This is a genomic window from Paludibaculum fermentans (assembly GCF_015277775.1).
Lineage (GTDB): Bacteria > Acidobacteriota > Terriglobia > Bryobacterales > Bryobacteraceae > Paludibaculum > Paludibaculum fermentans.
The window spans coordinates 3,881,976-3,897,341 of the sequence record NZ_CP063849.1 but is presented as its reverse complement, the minus strand read 5'-3'; the positions used below and the strand labels follow the sequence as shown (position 1 = coordinate 3,897,341).

11 protein-coding genes are annotated in these 15,366 nt (G+C 63.0%); 7 read left to right on the top strand and 4 right to left on the bottom strand.

Translation table 11 applies throughout. From position 1 onward, the window contains the following. Positions 1 to 212: 212 nt before the first annotated feature. Entirely contained in the window at positions 213 to 2,696 is a 2,484-nt protein-coding gene (locus IRI77_RS15240) for an erythromycin esterase family protein (RefSeq protein ID WP_194452899.1), read from the top strand. Positions 2,697 to 2,830: 134 nt separating this feature from the next. On the opposite strand, the gene IRI77_RS15235 is transcribed toward IRI77_RS15240, so the two are convergent. Then, positions 2,831 to 3,097, bottom strand: a complete 267-nt coding sequence (locus tag IRI77_RS15235; protein ID WP_194452898.1) for a type II toxin-antitoxin system YafQ family toxin — start codon at positions 3,095 to 3,097, stop codon at positions 2,831 to 2,833. Between the two features lie 3 nt (positions 3,098 to 3,100). Next, the gene (locus tag IRI77_RS15230; RefSeq protein WP_228486751.1) at positions 3,101 to 3,355 is read right to left on the bottom strand and encodes a type II toxin-antitoxin system RelB/DinJ family antitoxin; all 255 of its coding nucleotides are present in this window, start codon (positions 3,353 to 3,355) and stop codon (positions 3,101 to 3,103) included. Between the two features lie 758 nt (positions 3,356 to 4,113). Here IRI77_RS15230 and IRI77_RS15225 point away from each other — a divergent pair. Further along, the gene (locus tag IRI77_RS15225) at positions 4,114 to 4,779 is read left to right on the top strand and encodes a hypothetical protein (protein WP_194452897.1); all 666 of its coding nucleotides are present in this window, start codon (positions 4,114 to 4,116) and stop codon (positions 4,777 to 4,779) included. Positions 4,780 to 4,966: 187 nt separating this feature from the next. After that, positions 4,967 to 7,795, top strand: a complete 2,829-nt coding sequence (locus IRI77_RS15220) for a M16 family metallopeptidase (RefSeq protein WP_194452896.1) — start codon at positions 4,967 to 4,969, stop codon at positions 7,793 to 7,795. Between the two features lie 7 nt (positions 7,796 to 7,802). Here IRI77_RS15220 and IRI77_RS15215 read toward each other — a convergent pair whose 3' ends face one another. Beyond that, the gene (locus IRI77_RS15215) at positions 7,803 to 8,699 is read right to left on the bottom strand and encodes an amidohydrolase family protein (protein ID WP_194452895.1); all 897 of its coding nucleotides are present in this window, start codon (positions 8,697 to 8,699) and stop codon (positions 7,803 to 7,805) included. Between the two features lie 232 nt (positions 8,700 to 8,931). Here IRI77_RS15215 and IRI77_RS15210 point away from each other — a divergent pair, with 232 nt between their 5' ends. The 4 genes from IRI77_RS15210 to IRI77_RS15195 all read left to right on the top strand — a co-directional run bounded on the left by IRI77_RS15210 (position 8,932) and on the right by IRI77_RS15195 (position 13,743). Beyond that, complete coding sequence (locus IRI77_RS15210; RefSeq protein ID WP_194452894.1) at positions 8,932 to 11,379, top strand: ABC transporter permease; 2,448 nt, start codon at positions 8,932 to 8,934, stop codon at positions 11,377 to 11,379. A gap of 372 nt (positions 11,380 to 11,751) precedes the next feature. Then, entirely contained in the window at positions 11,752 to 12,180 is a 429-nt protein-coding gene (locus IRI77_RS15205; RefSeq protein WP_194452893.1) for a PRC-barrel domain-containing protein, read from the top strand. 2 nt (positions 12,181 to 12,182) lie between these two features. Then, positions 12,183 to 12,635, top strand: coding sequence for a DUF6496 domain-containing protein (locus tag IRI77_RS15200; protein ID WP_194452892.1), 453 nt, complete (start codon positions 12,183 to 12,185; stop codon positions 12,633 to 12,635). Between the two features lie 274 nt (positions 12,636 to 12,909). Continuing rightward, a complete protein-coding gene (locus tag IRI77_RS15195) occupies positions 12,910 to 13,743 on the top strand; it encodes an FRG domain-containing protein (protein ID WP_194452891.1) in 834 nt (277 codons plus the stop codon). Here IRI77_RS15195 and IRI77_RS15190 read toward each other — a convergent pair. Continuing rightward, the gene (locus IRI77_RS15190) at positions 13,740 to 15,338 is read right to left on the bottom strand and encodes a glycosyl hydrolase family 79 N-terminal domain-containing protein (RefSeq protein WP_228486750.1); all 1,599 of its coding nucleotides are present in this window, start codon (positions 15,336 to 15,338) and stop codon (positions 13,740 to 13,742) included. The genes IRI77_RS15195 and IRI77_RS15190 overlap by 4 nt on opposite strands. Positions 15,339 to 15,366 lie beyond the last annotated feature (28 nt).

Genomic DNA, 15,366 nt, shown 5'->3' with positions numbered 1-15,366 from the left:
CATGGGAACGAAAACGGTGGAACCGCTGACTCAAGCTTTGTGGAAGAGCTGAGTTGTCGGAATGCTCACCAAATCACTTCTGGGGCGCAATCGGTTCCGCCACCCTTGGCAGGAGGCTGGTGAGTTGACAAGGATGCCGATGACGGGAGTATCCGATTAATGCTTCTGAATAGACTATAATCAGGCCTGATATTATCCAAGCTGAGATCAGCATGATTCAAAAGGTACAGAGTTGCCTCTTCACCGTCGCCTTGCTGCTGGCGGCGCCCGCGCATGCCGATGACGCGCCGAACAGGCTTACCTGTCTCTCCGCAGCTAGCTTTCAGCCCACCGCCGCTCCAGATTCCCGGGTTAGCGCCTTCGGCACGAACCTTGCCGCTTCCACGGAATCCGCAACGCACGCGCAACTGGCGGAATCGCTTGCGGGGACCTCGGTGACAGTGGAAGACGCTGCCGGCGACGTGCGGATGGCTGGCATCCTGTTCGCGTCCCCGTCTCAGGTCGACTTCGTCCTCCCGAGTGAGACCAGCATCGGGATCGCCACCATTGTGCTGCGAAACGCGGCCGGCGACTCCCTTCAGGGCTCGCTGCTCGTCCAGAAAGTGGCGCCGGGGCTCTTCTCCGCCAATCAAAACGGCAGAGGCCCGGCGATGGCCGATGCTACCGGCTCCGTCGGCGGGGTGCAGACCTCGCTGCCAGTGGTTCAGTTCGACGAGACGTATCGGCGATACCGGACCGTCCCTCTGGATCTCACCGCTTCGGACGGAGGCATCACTGTCTCCCTCTACGGGACCGGCGCACGCGCGGCCGAGACACTGACGGCGAAGCTGGGCGTCCAAGATGTCGAAGTGATCGCCTTTGCTCCCTATGACGGGCACCCCGGCATGGATAAGGTCGATATTCTCATTCCGCCCAGCCTGGCGAATCGCGGCACGGCCTCCCTCCAGTTGACGGCCGACGGCGTGCCATCCAATTCCGTGACCCTCTCGGCGCTGCACTACCAGTACGCCAATCTCGGGTTCGAGAACGTGACTTTCAACGGAACACCATGGTATTGGAACTATGCGGGAACTGGCTATAGCCTGGCGTTCGACAGCTCCGTGCATCGTTCCGGTAAGAAGAGCTTGCGGATCAAGAACACCTTCGCGAACGAACCCGCGATGGGCTTTGCCTATGAAGTGCTGCCGCTGGACAACACGATTGTTGCGGCGCGCGGCAAGAATCTTCGCGTCAGCGCCTGGATCAAGACCTCCAAAATGACACGAGGCTCGGCCGGGCTTATGCTCCTCATCGACGGTCCTTCCGAGCGGCTCTCGACTGACACTGCCGCGTGTGCCAGCGGAACTTCGGATTGGCAATTCTGCACGATTGAGCGGATCGTCGATCCCGAGGCGGCCTTCTGGTATTTGGTGCTTACGCAAACTGGCGACGGCACGGCGTGGTTCGACGATCTGGAATTCTCCGTCGACGATGTGGTGTACCCCGATAATCCACCCCTCAGCGGCGAGCCTACTACCAACCAGTTGGAGTGGGTGCAATCGACGGCAAGTCCGTTTCTGACCGCCGACGCCGGAAACGGCTTCGACGACTTGGCCTGGGTGAAGGGGTTGGTGGGAGACGCCAAAATCGTGGGCCTGGGAGAAAGCACGCACGGAACCAGCGAGTTCTTCCGCATGAAGCACAGGTTATTTGAGTACCTGGCAACCAACATGGGCTTCACCGTCCTGGCCGTCGAAGCCGGCATGCCCGAGGCATACCGGCTCAACGACTACCTCCTCAACGGCGTCGGCGATCCGGTGAGCCTGATTCGGGGGATGCAGGTTTGGAGGTGGAACACAGAGGAAATCCTGGACATGGTCCGGTGGATGCGTGAGTTTAATGAATCTGGCAAAGGGCGGCTCCAGTTTGCCGGGTTTGATATGCAACTCGTCTCGGGCGCCATCCGGAATGTGCTGCCGTTCCTGGAACGGGCTGACCCCGCTTTCTATTCGACGGCCATCTCTGCCTATGCGGAAGCGCAGGTGCTAAATGACGCCTTCTACCGGGAAGTCATCTCCAGCACCAGAGGAATTCCCGTCGCGGCCGCGGTTATCTCGGTCCGGCAACATCTCCAGGAGCACCGTTCGGACTACCTGATGAACTTCGATGCCCGCACCGTCGATTGGGCCCTTCAAAACGCGATCATCGTCGAACAGGCAACGCAGATCGCATACGGCGGGATATCGCGCGAACAGGCCATGGCTGCGAATATTGAGTGGATTCTGCAACAGAACCCCGGTGCGAAAATGGTGGTGTGGGCACACAACAATCACATTGCCAGGAGTTCCTATGGGCCCCGCTTGGGGGCTTATCTGGACCGAGCCCACGGTGTCGACTATCTACCCATTGCTCAACTCCTCCATTCCGGGTACTATAACGCCAAGGCGGAGGGCGACCCGGGTGCGTACTATGCCCAGCTTTCCACCCCTGGCACTCTGGAATACGTACTGCATTCCACCGGCATGCCGATGCTGGCACTCGACCTGCGAAAAGTCGCCACCGACGATCCGGCATCTTCGTGGTTGTTGCGAGATATGGAAATCCGCAGTACCGGCCTGTACCCCTCCCAGCTCTGGACTCAGACGGGCACGCTGACATGTGATTTTGACGCGGTCATCTTCTTCGAACACACGACACCGTCCAAGCTGCTGCCCTGACAAGATATGCCGTGGGACTCAGCCGACCCGGTAAAGGCCGCGGCCGCATCAGTTGCGAAAATAGGACTTCCACCTTAACATCGCATCCGTCGCTATACGAGTACCTACCCTGCACCTGGGCCTCGGGGACTCCTTCAGAACAGATCCGAGTGCGTTCCCGTGCGAACGAGGTAAAGGTCCTCGCCCTCAATCTTGTAGATCAGCAGCCAATCCGGTTGGATGTGGCAGTCGCGGAAGTGCTTCCATTCTCCGCCAAGAGTATGGTCCTTGTAGCGCGACGGCAACGGACTTCCCTCAATCAGCAGCAGGATGACGTCGTGCAACTTCGCCATGTCCTTGCCGCGCTTTCGAGCGAGTTTCACATCGCGCCCGAACTGTGCGCCCGTGATCGGGTTCCGCACGAGCTAGATGCCCAGGTCTTTGAACAGCGTATCGCCGGACTTCTGGCGTTTGCCCTGGCCCTTGTCGGCAGCGCGCATCGCCTTCACCGTGGTCGCGTTCGGGACCTTCACTTCAAAGGGCAGCGCCTTCTCCGCCACCACCCGGACCAACAGCATGCGGACCGCATCGGATACGGAGATGCCCATGGCCGCAAGTGTCTTCGTGGCTCTTTGCTTTGTCTTCTCGTCCACGCGAACGTGGATCATCGTGGTCGACATGATTGCCTTCTGAGATACATTGTATCTCACAAGCAGGCGCGCCTCTCCACGAGTTCAACCCACATTCCACCGCAATAGCGACGAGCCGCCCCCACCCGCCCTGATCCTACGGGACGCCGACAGCCTGACCCGTCCCACTGCGAATCACCAAAACCCGGCCTCAACTTGGGGCAAATCACACCAAATCCCGCCTGCAACCTTCGGCCGTCGCTGCAATTCCGTCGTGCCAATTGGCGCCGAACCCACGACAGCACCCTGCCAACTCCTCTACAAGGCGAACTCTGCGTCATATCCCGCAAGCCGTACTCGAGAGTCCGTAATCACTACGGCGAAAACCCCGTTGGGACGGGTGCACGTGTCCCGCGCTTCCTCGCCGCCGCACCAGCCTTGCGAGCCGTCCAGGAGCGGGATCAGCCATGCGACCGCCCCGAACTCTCTTACCAGAACTCCAGCCTTCCTCAACACTGCGCTGATCCTATTTACCCACTGCCGATCGCCCGGAATCCCCAGAGGAGAGCCCTTCGCCGCTACCCCGGATGCCACCTCCAGCGACACTCTTCCCCTCGCCTCACCCCCATTTCTCCCCCCCCCCATTTCCACCATTGCGCTTTCTTCATCACCAGATCTCAAACTCTTTTTTCTCTTTGTTTTCAACACGACACTCTCCCAAACAGCCCTTTCCCCCTTGACGCACCCCTTACCCTGGAATCGCGCCGGCTTCCACGCCGGCTTTTTTATTTCCAAGGAGATTCATCATCATGGCTTCCGCTGCTCAGATCACCGCCAACCAGGCTAATGCCAAGTTGTCCACCGGGCCTGTCACCGCCCAGGGCAAAGCTCGCACCGCTCAGAACGCCCGCCGCCACGGACTCACTGCTCGCAACCCCCACATCTCGGAAGAAGACCACGCCGAGTTCGCCGCCCTCGAAGCGCGCCTCCTCCGCGAGACCCACCCCAAGTCCTGCCTCGAGGAAGAGGTCTTCCATCGCATCCTCAGCCATACCTGGAACCTCCGCCGCATCGAAACCTTTGAGTCCGCCATCCTCGCCGAAACGGACCCAATCGACTTTTCCGAAACCGACGCCGCCCGCCTGAACCACTTCGCCCGCTACCGCCGCGACCTCGAACGCGCCCTCTATCGCGCCATGAACGAGCTCCGCAAACTCCAGACCGAACGTGCCCTGCTCCAACTCCAGAGCCCCTTTGCTGTCCACGCCCTCACCGAAGCCGCCCCCATGGCCGAAGTCTCGAAACTGCAGCCGTGGCTCAGCGAATGTTTCACCGGACACAACGCAGAGCAGGTCCAGGCGCAAGTCCGGTTTACTTCGGGACCGAAAACCGCCATCAAGTTCAGCAAATCCTGGACCGACGCCTGGATCCAGGTCGCCGGCAAAGAGCGGCTGGCGGCCGAAGCAGCGGTTTAGCCGGTTTCGCCGAAACAAACCCAGTTGCCCGCTGAAAGCTGCCCGGTGCGGGGAATGCCCGCTGGGACATGTCGTGATGGGTGCGGCTGGGCCGAGCGGATTTCCCGGTCCCGGCGTTACATCTGTTGCGCAAACGACGCCTTTCCTGCTTCCGACCGCCTTGTCTGCAATTGAGGTAGCCCCAACCATGCGTACCAGAATCCTTACCGCCGCTTTCGCCCTTGCTTCGACGGCCACCCTGGCAGTTTCGTTCGCCCAGTCTTTGCCGCCCGGTGTCCAGAATAAGGCGTCCGTGGGCGGGATCACGGAGTATGCCTATCCCAACGGGTTGCGCGTGCTGCTGTTCCCGAATCCGGCCAGCCCGAAGATCACGATCAACGTGACTTACCTGGTGGGTTCGCGGCATGAAGGGTATGGCGAGACCGGCATGGCGCACCTGCTGGAGCACATGAACTTCATCGAAACGACCAACGGGCGGCAGATCAAGAACGAGATCGTCAGCCGGGGTGCGGCGTGGAATGGCACCACGTCCAACGACCGCACCAACTATTTCGAGACCGTTCCTGCCACGCCTGAGAATCTCAAGTGGGCGCTGAGCCTGGAAGCGGACCGCATGGTCAACGTGAAGTTCACGAAGCAGATTCTCGATACGGAGATGACGGTCGTGCGGAATGAGTTTGAGCGCGGCGAGAACAGTCCGCAGAGCATCCTGCGCGAGCGGGTCGAGGCGACCGCTTACCTCTGGCACAACTACGGGAAGTCGACCATTGGGTCGAAGGACGACCTGGAGAAGGTTCCGGTCGATCGGCTGGCGGCGTTCTATCGGAAGTACTACCAGCCGGATAACGCGGTGCTGGTGATAACGGGCCGGTTGGAGGAAGCGGCTACTCTGGCGGCGGTGAACGAGGCGTTTGGCCGGATTCCAAGGCCCACCCGCGTGCTGGATCAGACCTATACCGTGGAGCCCGCGCAGGACGGCGAGCGGTATGTCGAACTGCGCAGGGTTGGAGAGGGGCAGAGCGTCGTCGTTGCCTATCACGGACCGGCGGCCGGGCATCCTGATTCGGCGGCGTTGCAGGTGCTGGCCGGGATCATGAGCGGGGCCGGCGGACGGGGTCCGCGGGGCGGCGGCGGGAGCGAAGGGCGCCTGACCAAGGCGGTCGTCGATACGCACAAGGCGGATGCGGCCAACATGTCAGTGGCGCTGCTGTATGACCCCGGCCTGATCACGCTCTCCGCCAGCCTGAATAAGGATCAGTCGCTGGACGAGGTTCGCAAACTGCTCATCAGCACGGCGGAAGGGGTCATCACGAATCCACCCTCCAAGGAGGAGATTGAGCGGGTCACCACGCCGCTGCTGCGCAACCTCGAGAACAGCCTGTCGGATCCGCAATCCATCGCGACCGGGGCTCTGAATACGGCGATCTCGCAGGGCGACTGGCGGCTGATGTTCCTCCAGCACGACCGGCTGAAGGATATCTCCGCGACGGATGTGGTTCGTGTCGCCAAGGCTTATCTGAAGGCGTCGAACCGGACCGTGGGTTACTTCATCCCCGAGGCTGCGCCGGACCGCACGGTGGTCCCCGCCACGCCCGACCTGTCGAGCATCCTGAAGGATTACAGGAGCACGATCAGCGTGAAGCAGGGCGAGGCCTTCGATCCGGCTCCGGCGAACATTGAGAGCCGGGTGGTGCGGTCCAAGCTGCCCAACGGGATGCGGGTGGTGATGCTGCCCAAGCAGACCGATGCCGGGATGGTGACCGCCATCATCGAGCTGCGCTTTGGAGACCAGTCCACGCTGGCCGGAAAGAACACGACGGCGCAATTCGCCGGGGCGCTGTTGAGTCGCGGGACCAGGTCGAAGAACCGGGAACAACTGGCGGATGAGATGCGTGTGCTGAATGCGCGCATCCAGGTGAGCGGCGGCGGTGGGGGCGGCTTTGCCGGCGGCCGCGGCCGTGGGCCCGCCGGGCCGTCGAGTGCGCCCAATTCGGCCGTGGCCAGCATCACGGCTCCGGCGGATAAGTTTGTGGCCGCGCTGCGGTTGGCGGTGGAGATGTTGAAGGAGCCCGCCTTTGCGCAGGACGAGTTCGAACGGATCCGGCTGCCGCGCATCAAGGCGCTGGAGAATGTCCAGACGGAGCCAACCCAACTTGCGGCGGAGAATCTGCAACGGCACCTGTCGCCCTGGAAGCCGGGCGATGTACTGTATCCCGCGACGCGCGAGGATCAACTGGCCGAGACGAACAAGGTGACCCTGGAGGACGTGAAGCAGTTCCACGCCAGGTTCTATGGAGCGAACTACGGGGTGTTTGCCGTGACGGGCCCCGTGGACAAGGCCGCCGTGCTGGCGGCCGCCACGGAACTGCTGGGGTCCTGGAATACGAGCATGGCGTACCAGCCCATCAAACCGGCGTTCAAGCAGGCCGCTCCGCTGAACACGAAGATTGAGACTCCGGACAAGGCAAACGCGCAGTTCGAGGCGGGCTTGCGGTTCCGCCTGTCCGACAGCGATGCGGACTATCCGGCCATGCTGTTGGCCGGGTATATGTTTGGCGGGCCCATCACTTCGCACATCTCCGACCGGATCCGGAACCGGGAAGGCCTGAGCTACGGGGCGAATGCGCGTGTGGCGATTCCGGCCGAGGGTGATGCCGCGCTGCTGTCCGGCACGGTCAGCCTGAATCCGGCCAACGGTCCGAAGGTGGAGTTCAGCTTTACCGACGAACTGGCGCGGACCCTGAAGGAAGGCTTCACGGCGAAGGAAGTGGATGCCGCCAAAAAAGCCTATCTCGATGCGCGGCTGGTGAGCCGCTCCCAGGATGCCGCCCTGCTGGCGATGCTGGCCAGCCACGAGCAACTTGGACGCACGATGAAGTGGGACGAGCAACTGGAACAGAAGATCGCGAGCCTGACGCCGCAGCAGATCACGGCCGCTTTCCGGAAGCACATCAACGCCGGCAGCCTGGCGATTGTGAAGGCGGGCGACTTCAAGGCCGCCGGGGTTTACCAGTAGGAACAGGTCAGGCGAAACGGAAGAGCCGGGCAGCATTGCGGCCCCGGATCTTTTCGCGATCGCCTGCCGTGGCGAAGCTCCAGTGGTCAGTAAAGGTGCGCTCCGCTTCGGCATGGGCCTTGGCGTTCATGCCCAGGCCGCCCCATAGGATTCGGTCCGGTCCGAACTCCTGGTATGCGCGCCGGACGACCGGCCCAACCGGCATCGCCGGGTTCGCGAAGTAGCTCCAACCGGAGTACTTGAAGTAGACCTTCGGGTACTTGGCCAATGCCATCACGGAGTCCAGATCGGCCGCAGTGCCCATGCCCGTGCGTCCCATGTGGTCGAGCAGGACGGTCACCTGGGGGAACGCTTTGCAGAGGGCCCCGATTTCGGGTGCGTGATGCGGCAGGAAGTGCATCTGGATGGCGATGTCCAGGTCGGCCGCTTTGCGCCAGGCCTGTTGGATGCGCGGGTCCGAGAGGTCGCGGTTGCGGATGGCCCCGGTCCTCTCGGGCGGTTCTCCGGGTGCGTTCATGGCATGGATTCGCAGGGCGGCGATCCTGCCCGGATGTGCCTTGACCATCTCTTCCATGCGGGCCAGCGTCTTAGGATCGATCGGGTCGAGGAGGAGCGTCCCCTTGAAGAAGCCGCGCGGCGATTCTTTGTCGAAACAATGCCACAGGAAGCGGTGGTCGTCCTGGTAGGGCTCGGGGTGGACCAGAATGGCGTGCGAGATTCCGGCCGCTTTGGCGAAGGCCAGATAGGGCGCCAGGAGTTCGGGCGGGGCCTGGTAGGTTCCTTGTGGATGGTAGGGGAACGCCGCGGGTTCGAACAGATGGATGTGCGTGTCGATCAGCGGTGCGGAGGGAGCGCCCAGCGCCACTCCAGCGGCTGACAGGGCCAACAGTTCGCGGCGAGTCATAATGGGACTGATTCTATCCCGCCGGTGGTTTGGAAGTGATTGGGTGGAAGGGACCGTCGCCGCCGGCCCGTGGAATCTGTGCGCGCGTTAACGGTTTCACCGGGCAGCGGGAGGGCTCAGTTGCGGCGTCCGGATTCGGTCATTCTACTCCGGAATCGGACACTATAACAGCCTTTCGGGCCTGATTGCCCGGGGAGGGCGGTTTGGCACTCGACGTGTAAGTGTGTTTGTCATGCATGCGGTACTCTCCGATCTTCGGCACGGTCTTCGGATCCTGCGCAATCATCCAGGCTTCACATTTGTCGCAGTGCTGACGCTCGCCCTTGGCATCAGCGTGAATACCACGGTCTTCAGTTGGATCGACCACCTGCTGCTGCGCCCCTTCCCGGGCATCGCGGAACCGGAGTCGCTGGCGCTGGTGGAAATCCATACCGCCAGCGGCGAGTTCCGCAACGGCATGTCGTTCCTCGACTATCTGGACTATCGGGACAATGCCAAGCTGCTGGCGGGCCTGGCTGTGGCGCGCTTCACTCCGCTGAGCCTGGGCGGGGACGGCCGCCCGCGGCGCGCCTGGGGTGAACTCGTGAGCGGCAACTACTTTGATGTGCTGGGTGTGAAACCAGCGCTGGGCCGGGCGTTCACGCCCGAGGAAGGCCGGCGACAGGCCGGCGCCGGTCCCGTGGTGGTGATCAGCCACTCGTTGTGGAAGATCTACTTCCGCGCGGATCCCAATGTCCTGGGCAAGCGCCTGCGCGTGAACCGGCATGAACTGACGGTGGTCGGTGTCGCTCCCGAGGATTTCACGGGCACCACGCCGGGGCTCGCGTACGATCTGTGGGCCCCGCTGAACATGGCTACCGCCATGGGGACCGGGACCGGTACTTTGGGTTATCGCGGCACGCGGGACCTGACCACGACCATTGCCCGGCTGCGTCCGGGAGTAAGCCTGGCCCAGGCTGGCGCGGAAATGTCGGCCCTGAGCCTCCGGCTGGCGGCTGGTTATCCCGACACGAATCGTGGGTTGACTGCGCACCTGATACCTAGTTACTCCGGCCACGCCGGCGCCCAGCAACTGCTGCAGGCTCCCTTGCGCATTCTGGCCGCGGTGAGCGTATTGCTGCTGTTGATTGTGTGCGCCAATGTCGCCAATCTGCTGCTGGCCCGGGGCGTCGCCCGGCGCCGCGAGTTTGGTATCCGCCTGGCGATGGGCGCTCGGCCTGGGCAGGTGTTGCGGCAGGTGTTCACTGAAACGCTGCTGCTGGCCACGATTGGCGCCTGCGCGGGCATGCTGGTCTCACCGTGGATGATGCAGATGCTGCGCATCCTGCTGCCGCCTGTCGATGTGCCGCTCCGGTTTGAATCGGATTTGGGCTGGCGGACTCTGATCTTCACGGCCTTGCTGTGTGTCGCCGCAACCGTCATTTGCGGGGTTGCTCCGGCACTGCTCGCGATCCGGACCTCCTTGCGGGAGAGCATGGAGTCCAGCGGCCGCGGCGGGGCTTCCCGCTCGACCCATCATTTGCGGGCGGCGCTGGTGGTCTGCGAGGTCGCGCTGGCTTCCGTCGCCCTGATCGGCGCCGGCCTGTTCCTGCGCAGTTTCCGTAATGCGACTCAGATCAGTCCCGGCTTCGACACGCGCGACGTGAACGTCAGCCAGTTCTACCTGTCGGCCAGCGGATACACGGGGCCGGAGCAGCGTCAGTTCTGCCGCTCGCTGCGGGAGCGCCTGGAGAGCGTCCCGGGCGTGGTGGCGGTTAGTTATGCAGACCAGATACCAATGAGCCTGGGACCGATGCCGGTGCACCCGCTGACGATCCCGGGCTATGTGGCCCCGCCCGATGAGGACATGAATGTCAGCCGGATGTTCGTGGCTCCGGGATTCACGTCCCTGCTGGGCATCGCGTTGCGGGAAGGGCGTGATTTCAAAGAGTCCGATGATGAGAAGACGCCGCTGGTGATGCTGGTGAACGAGTCCTTCGTGCGGCGCTATCTGCGCAGCGGGGCGGCGATCGGCGCCAGGGTGCAGGTGGAGAAAGTGTGGGCGACGGTCGTCGGGGTGGTGGCGGACTGCAAGTACAACAGCCTGACCGAACGCGGCATGCCGTTCTTCTATCTGCCATTCCGGCAGCGATTCCAGCCGGGTCTCAATTTCAGCTTCTACGTGAAGACCGCGGGAAACCAGGCGGCCGTCGCGCAGGCGATGCAGCGTGAGGCGCTCAAGCTGAACCGGGATGCGATCTTCACGACGACTTCGTTTACGCAGTCGATTGAAGGTTCGCTCTATCCGCAGCGGGTGGCCGCCATGCTGTTGGGGTTCCTGGGCACGGTGTGCCTGCTGCTGGCGGGCATCGGGCTCTACAGCGTCATGAACTATGCGGTCAGCCAGCGGACACGCGAGATGGGCATTCGCGTAGCGCTCGGCGCGCGGCCCACCCAGATCCTGGGCGCAGTGTTGAAGGAAGGCTTGGCGCTGACGGCCGCTGGCCTGGGCTTGGGGGCGGGCTGTGCGTTGGCGCTCGCTCCGTGGGTGAACTCGCTGCTCATCCGGATGACGGCCGTGGATCCTCCCACCTTCGCCGCCGCCGCCGGCTTCCTGGCCGTTGTCGCAATGGCCGCTACTTTGCTGCCGGCGGGACGCGCCGCGACGACCGCTCCGACAACAGCGCTCCGCAGCGAATGACGGGTAGTCAGGTGCGACAGGGGGAACGAAGAAAGGGCGTGCCCTTTCGAATCGCGGCATTTCTTGCCGCCGATGGTGGAACCTTTTACCGTCGAGCCACAGCGCGGCACCTGGAGCTTTTGCCTTTTGGTTTGAGGATTTCTGTGGCGTCCGGTTCCGGCCGGGCCTCCATGCCAGATGCTTGTTCGCCTGCGGCACAGCCCTTCGAGCCAGTGCCAGGATTTGATTGTTTTGAGGTAGATAGATGGCCGTGGCGACGGATATTCATGATTCTGGTCGTCCCGGCTGGTCATAAAAATGGTCTGGATTTGTGTGGGGAAATCGAGAAAGGCCGCAAAGCTGCAATGGTTTAACTTCATAAGGAGCTTTACCATGCAAGCAAGCAAAATCAAGAAGATCGATCCAGACAAGAAGTTTCGCCGGGTTCTGGCGGCCAGTACACTCGCCGGAGACAAGGTGCGGAACGCCGTAGGCGAAGACCTCGGCAAGATCGACGAGATTATGATCGATATTCCAACCGGGCGGATCGCCTATGCGGTCCTGTCCTTCGGCGGAATCCTGCGCATGGGGAACAAGCTGTTCGCGGTGCCTTGGAGCGCGCTCAGAGTGGATGAGGACGAGAAGTGCTTCATCCTTGATGTGGACAGCCGGACCCTTGAGAGTGCGCCCGGGTTCGACAAGGACAACTGGCCCGATATGGCGGACACTACCTGGGGTGCGGAAGTATTCAAGTACTACCGTGCCACGCCGTACTGGGACGACACCGAAACGAAGCAGTGGAGCGCCTCCAACAGGCCGTAGCCATGCCTGGGAAACGCGGAGCAAAACCGGCGAAGAAGCAGGCCTTGCCCTCCACGCAGGCTGGCGAGTATGTGCGGGAGGAGATCGAGCACGTGCGTAAAGGTGAGCACGGCGCGCGCTCCGCCAAGCAGATCATCGCCATCGGTCTGTCGAGGGCCCGCCGGGCTGGAGTGGATATTCCGCCCCCGCCGGGACAGAAGGCCACGAAAGCGACCAGGCGGAAGCCGGATCCGGCACGCTCCAAAGCCACCCAGGCGGCTTTGGAGCGGGAAGGGACGAGTGCGGCTTCCCACGAGTCTCTTTCCAGGCAGGCCCGCGGCAGTGCCAAGCGCCGGGGGCCAGGGAGCCTGAGCCGGGCCGCAGCCAAGGCCGTTCGCACGAAGGGCGCCGAGGGACTTCACCAGGCGGCGATGAAAGCGGCCAAAACACGAGCGCGGCGTACCGCCGGCGAGTAACGGCATCGAGGATCCTGTGCCTGTCGACGGGCAGCGGGCTGATACTGGACGTACCTACCCAATCGGGTGGCCGCGCCCAGCAGCGGCCCGCTGCCCGTGACGCGTGCATACCCGCCGCCCCCGCCCTCACTCACTGCACCTTTCCCCTGGCGTACACCAGCGCCCGAATCCGGTCCCACCGGGGATAATGGGGATGGTCCCTCTCACAATCCCGAGAGGGCATCGCGAACCGATCGCATTGGCTGAGAGGTTCGGAGTGCCAAGGAGGAGCCGGATGAGTGCGGCGAAATCGACCGCCGGTACGCGGCGGCGGGTAAAGAAGTCCTATCTGTTTGAGAAGGTCGTTGATAGCTGGGAAGACTTTCTCCAGCTCGTTTCGGCCGATCCCTTCCGGCACTGGGCCTTCCGTGGGCAACGCGATGCCAGTTGGCAGGTATGGTCCACCGTCAGCCGCGAACTGCGCAGCCGGCACGTGGCGCCCCGCTATTGGACATCGCAGGAACACCGCCTGATCTGGATCTTCCAAAGGAAGGCCAGCGGCTTTCTGGAGAACCTGCCTGTCGTCGCCGATACCCCGCACTGGATGGCGCTGATGCAGCATCACGGCGCTCCGACGCGTCTTGTGGATTTCACGTGGTCGCCCTATGTGGCGGCGTTCTTCGCATTGGAGTCGAGCGTGGAAGATGCCGCCGTCTGGGCCATCAATGCTCCGCAGTTGGGCACCTTCGCGTACGGGCCGGAGTTTGCTCCGGCGCAACGCCCGCCTAGCCCGCAGGAGGTGCTGAACAGCATCGGCGTCCGAGGCAAGGATGCCGTGGCGATCGGCGAGCCCTATTTCAAGAACCGCCGCGTCATTGCCCAGTCCGGAACCTTCGCCTTCCCCTGGGATATTGAGCGGCCCATCGATGAAATCCTGGCCAGTCAGGAGGGGGTCATCGCCAAATTCGTATTGCGCGGCCGTGCCCTCAGAAAGCGGGCACTGGGCGAACTCTATCGCATGAACATCACGAATGCGACGCTATTCCCAGACCTGGACGGCCTGGCCCGCTCGCTGGCGTTCGAACTGGAGTACCACTACGCTTACGATCCCACCGACGGGGAGAGCTAGCGGCAACTCGCATTGCCGGCGTTCGGGAATGCCAGAAACGTGATGCTGGCCGGAGCCAGCCGGATCTTGCCGGCCGCGGTAGGTTGTCCTGTGATCGCCGGCAAGGAATCATCCGCCCCGAGCTTGAGCTCGCGGCCGTTCAGTTGGACCGCCGAACCCGTGAGATCGTCCGCCTTGAGTTCATAACGGCTGGAGGGCAGCGGTGTAAGCAGTTCGAAGGCTGTCGCCCGGTCCGCATTGATCGCCAGAACGGCAACTCCACCCGGCTGACCACGCAGGCAGTGACTATAGAGATGCACGTCGGGCGAACTGGAGGTGCCGGCTTCCAGGACCGTGGTGCCCATGAGCTTGCGCCACGCCAACGCACCCCAGTAGCTGGGCCTGGGCGTCAGGGTTTCCTCATCGATGAGCGCATAGTCGCTGGCGGCGAGAGTATTGTGGGCCACCACCTGTACGCCCCGTTTGGCGAGGCTGCCCAACTGATTCAGATAGCGGAACGTATCCAGGAAGCCGGCGGCCCAGGGATTCCCACCGCATGCCGTCTCGCCGGTTTCCGTGAGCCAGAGCGGCTTACCGGGCTCGAACTGGTCGCGCAGCTTGGTGTAGTAGGCGGCTTCGCGATCCGTGAGAGCGAGCCACTCCGGCGTCAGCGCTGCTTCCGGGCTCGTCTGGGGCGCGCCTTTCATCGCGCCGCATCGCTTGGAGACGCCGCCATAGAAGTGATAGGAGAAGCCATCGACACCACGGCCCGTGGCCTGAAGGATGTCCTTCGTGCTGAGGCCCGAGAAGCCGGTGGCCGCGAGTGCTCCTTCTCCGACCGAGCCGGGTCCCAGGATGATCATCTCCGGCAGCGACTCCTTCGCGAAGGCTTTGAAGGCCGCGAAGTCGCGCCCATAGGCCGCCGCGTCGTAGCCCTTCGGAGCGCCGCCGATGGCTGCGAAGTTGGGTTCATTGAAGAGTTCGGCCGCGGCGATGCGGCCGCCTGCTGCCTTGGTGAACGCCGCGAACTTGCGAGCCTGGTCAGGGGTCCAAACGCCATGGCTGTCGCGTACCCCATCGCTGACGGCGAACGAGGTGATGATGCGCGCATCGGAGGCGCGGGCGAAGTCGACGACACCCCGCCATTGGCCACGGGTCAGAATGCCTCCGAAGCCCGTGGGCGGCGTTGCAGGAGCCGGAGTATCGGCGTCGTGGAAGTAAGTGGAGTTGGCCCAGGTGCCGCTGACGCGCACATAGGCCGGCCCGAGAGCCGCCGCCAACTTGCGCAATCTGGGATTGGACAGGTCGATGGGTTGCCGCATGCGGAATGCGGTGGGGTCGAGTCCGGGGACTGAAGGCGCTGCCGCGGCTGATTCCGCCGCCGCTCCGGATGGCTTGCGGTAGGGCGCCCAGAAGCGTCCCCCTGTCACCTCCACCATCTCTACGTTGAACGACTGGAAGCGTTCATCTACTGACCCAATGCGCTGCATCTTTGCCGGAGCGATGGCGATTGGGTCCGCCGCCGACAAGGGTAGCGCTGGAATTGCCAGCACCAGCAAGGCCCACCTGGCATGATGCCGGATGGTGCCGCGTGCAGAATCTACTGCTCTATGCACTGTTGCCTCCAAGTCCGAAACCACTGGC

Coding starts and splice junctions, on each gene's coding strand:
- IRI77_RS15240 (WP_194452899.1), top strand. CDS start 213: ATGATTCAAAAGGTACAGAGTTGCCTCTTCACCGTCGCCTTGCTGCTG.
- IRI77_RS15230 (WP_228486751.1), bottom strand. CDS start 3,355: ATGTCGACCACGATGATCCACGTTCGCGTGGACGAGAAGACAAAGCAA.
- IRI77_RS15225 (WP_194452897.1), top strand. CDS start 4,114: ATGGCTTCCGCTGCTCAGATCACCGCCAACCAGGCTAATGCCAAGTTG.
- IRI77_RS15220 (WP_194452896.1), top strand. CDS start 4,967: ATGCGTACCAGAATCCTTACCGCCGCTTTCGCCCTTGCTTCGACGGCC.
- IRI77_RS15215 (WP_194452895.1), bottom strand. CDS start 8,699: ATGACTCGCCGCGAACTGTTGGCCCTGTCAGCCGCTGGAGTGGCGCTG.
- IRI77_RS15210 (WP_194452894.1), top strand. CDS start 8,932: ATGCATGCGGTACTCTCCGATCTTCGGCACGGTCTTCGGATCCTGCGC.
- IRI77_RS15205 (WP_194452893.1), top strand. CDS start 11,752: ATGCAAGCAAGCAAAATCAAGAAGATCGATCCAGACAAGAAGTTTCGC.
- IRI77_RS15200 (WP_194452892.1), top strand. CDS start 12,183: ATGCCTGGGAAACGCGGAGCAAAACCGGCGAAGAAGCAGGCCTTGCCC.
- IRI77_RS15195 (WP_194452891.1), top strand. CDS start 12,910: ATGAGTGCGGCGAAATCGACCGCCGGTACGCGGCGGCGGGTAAAGAAG.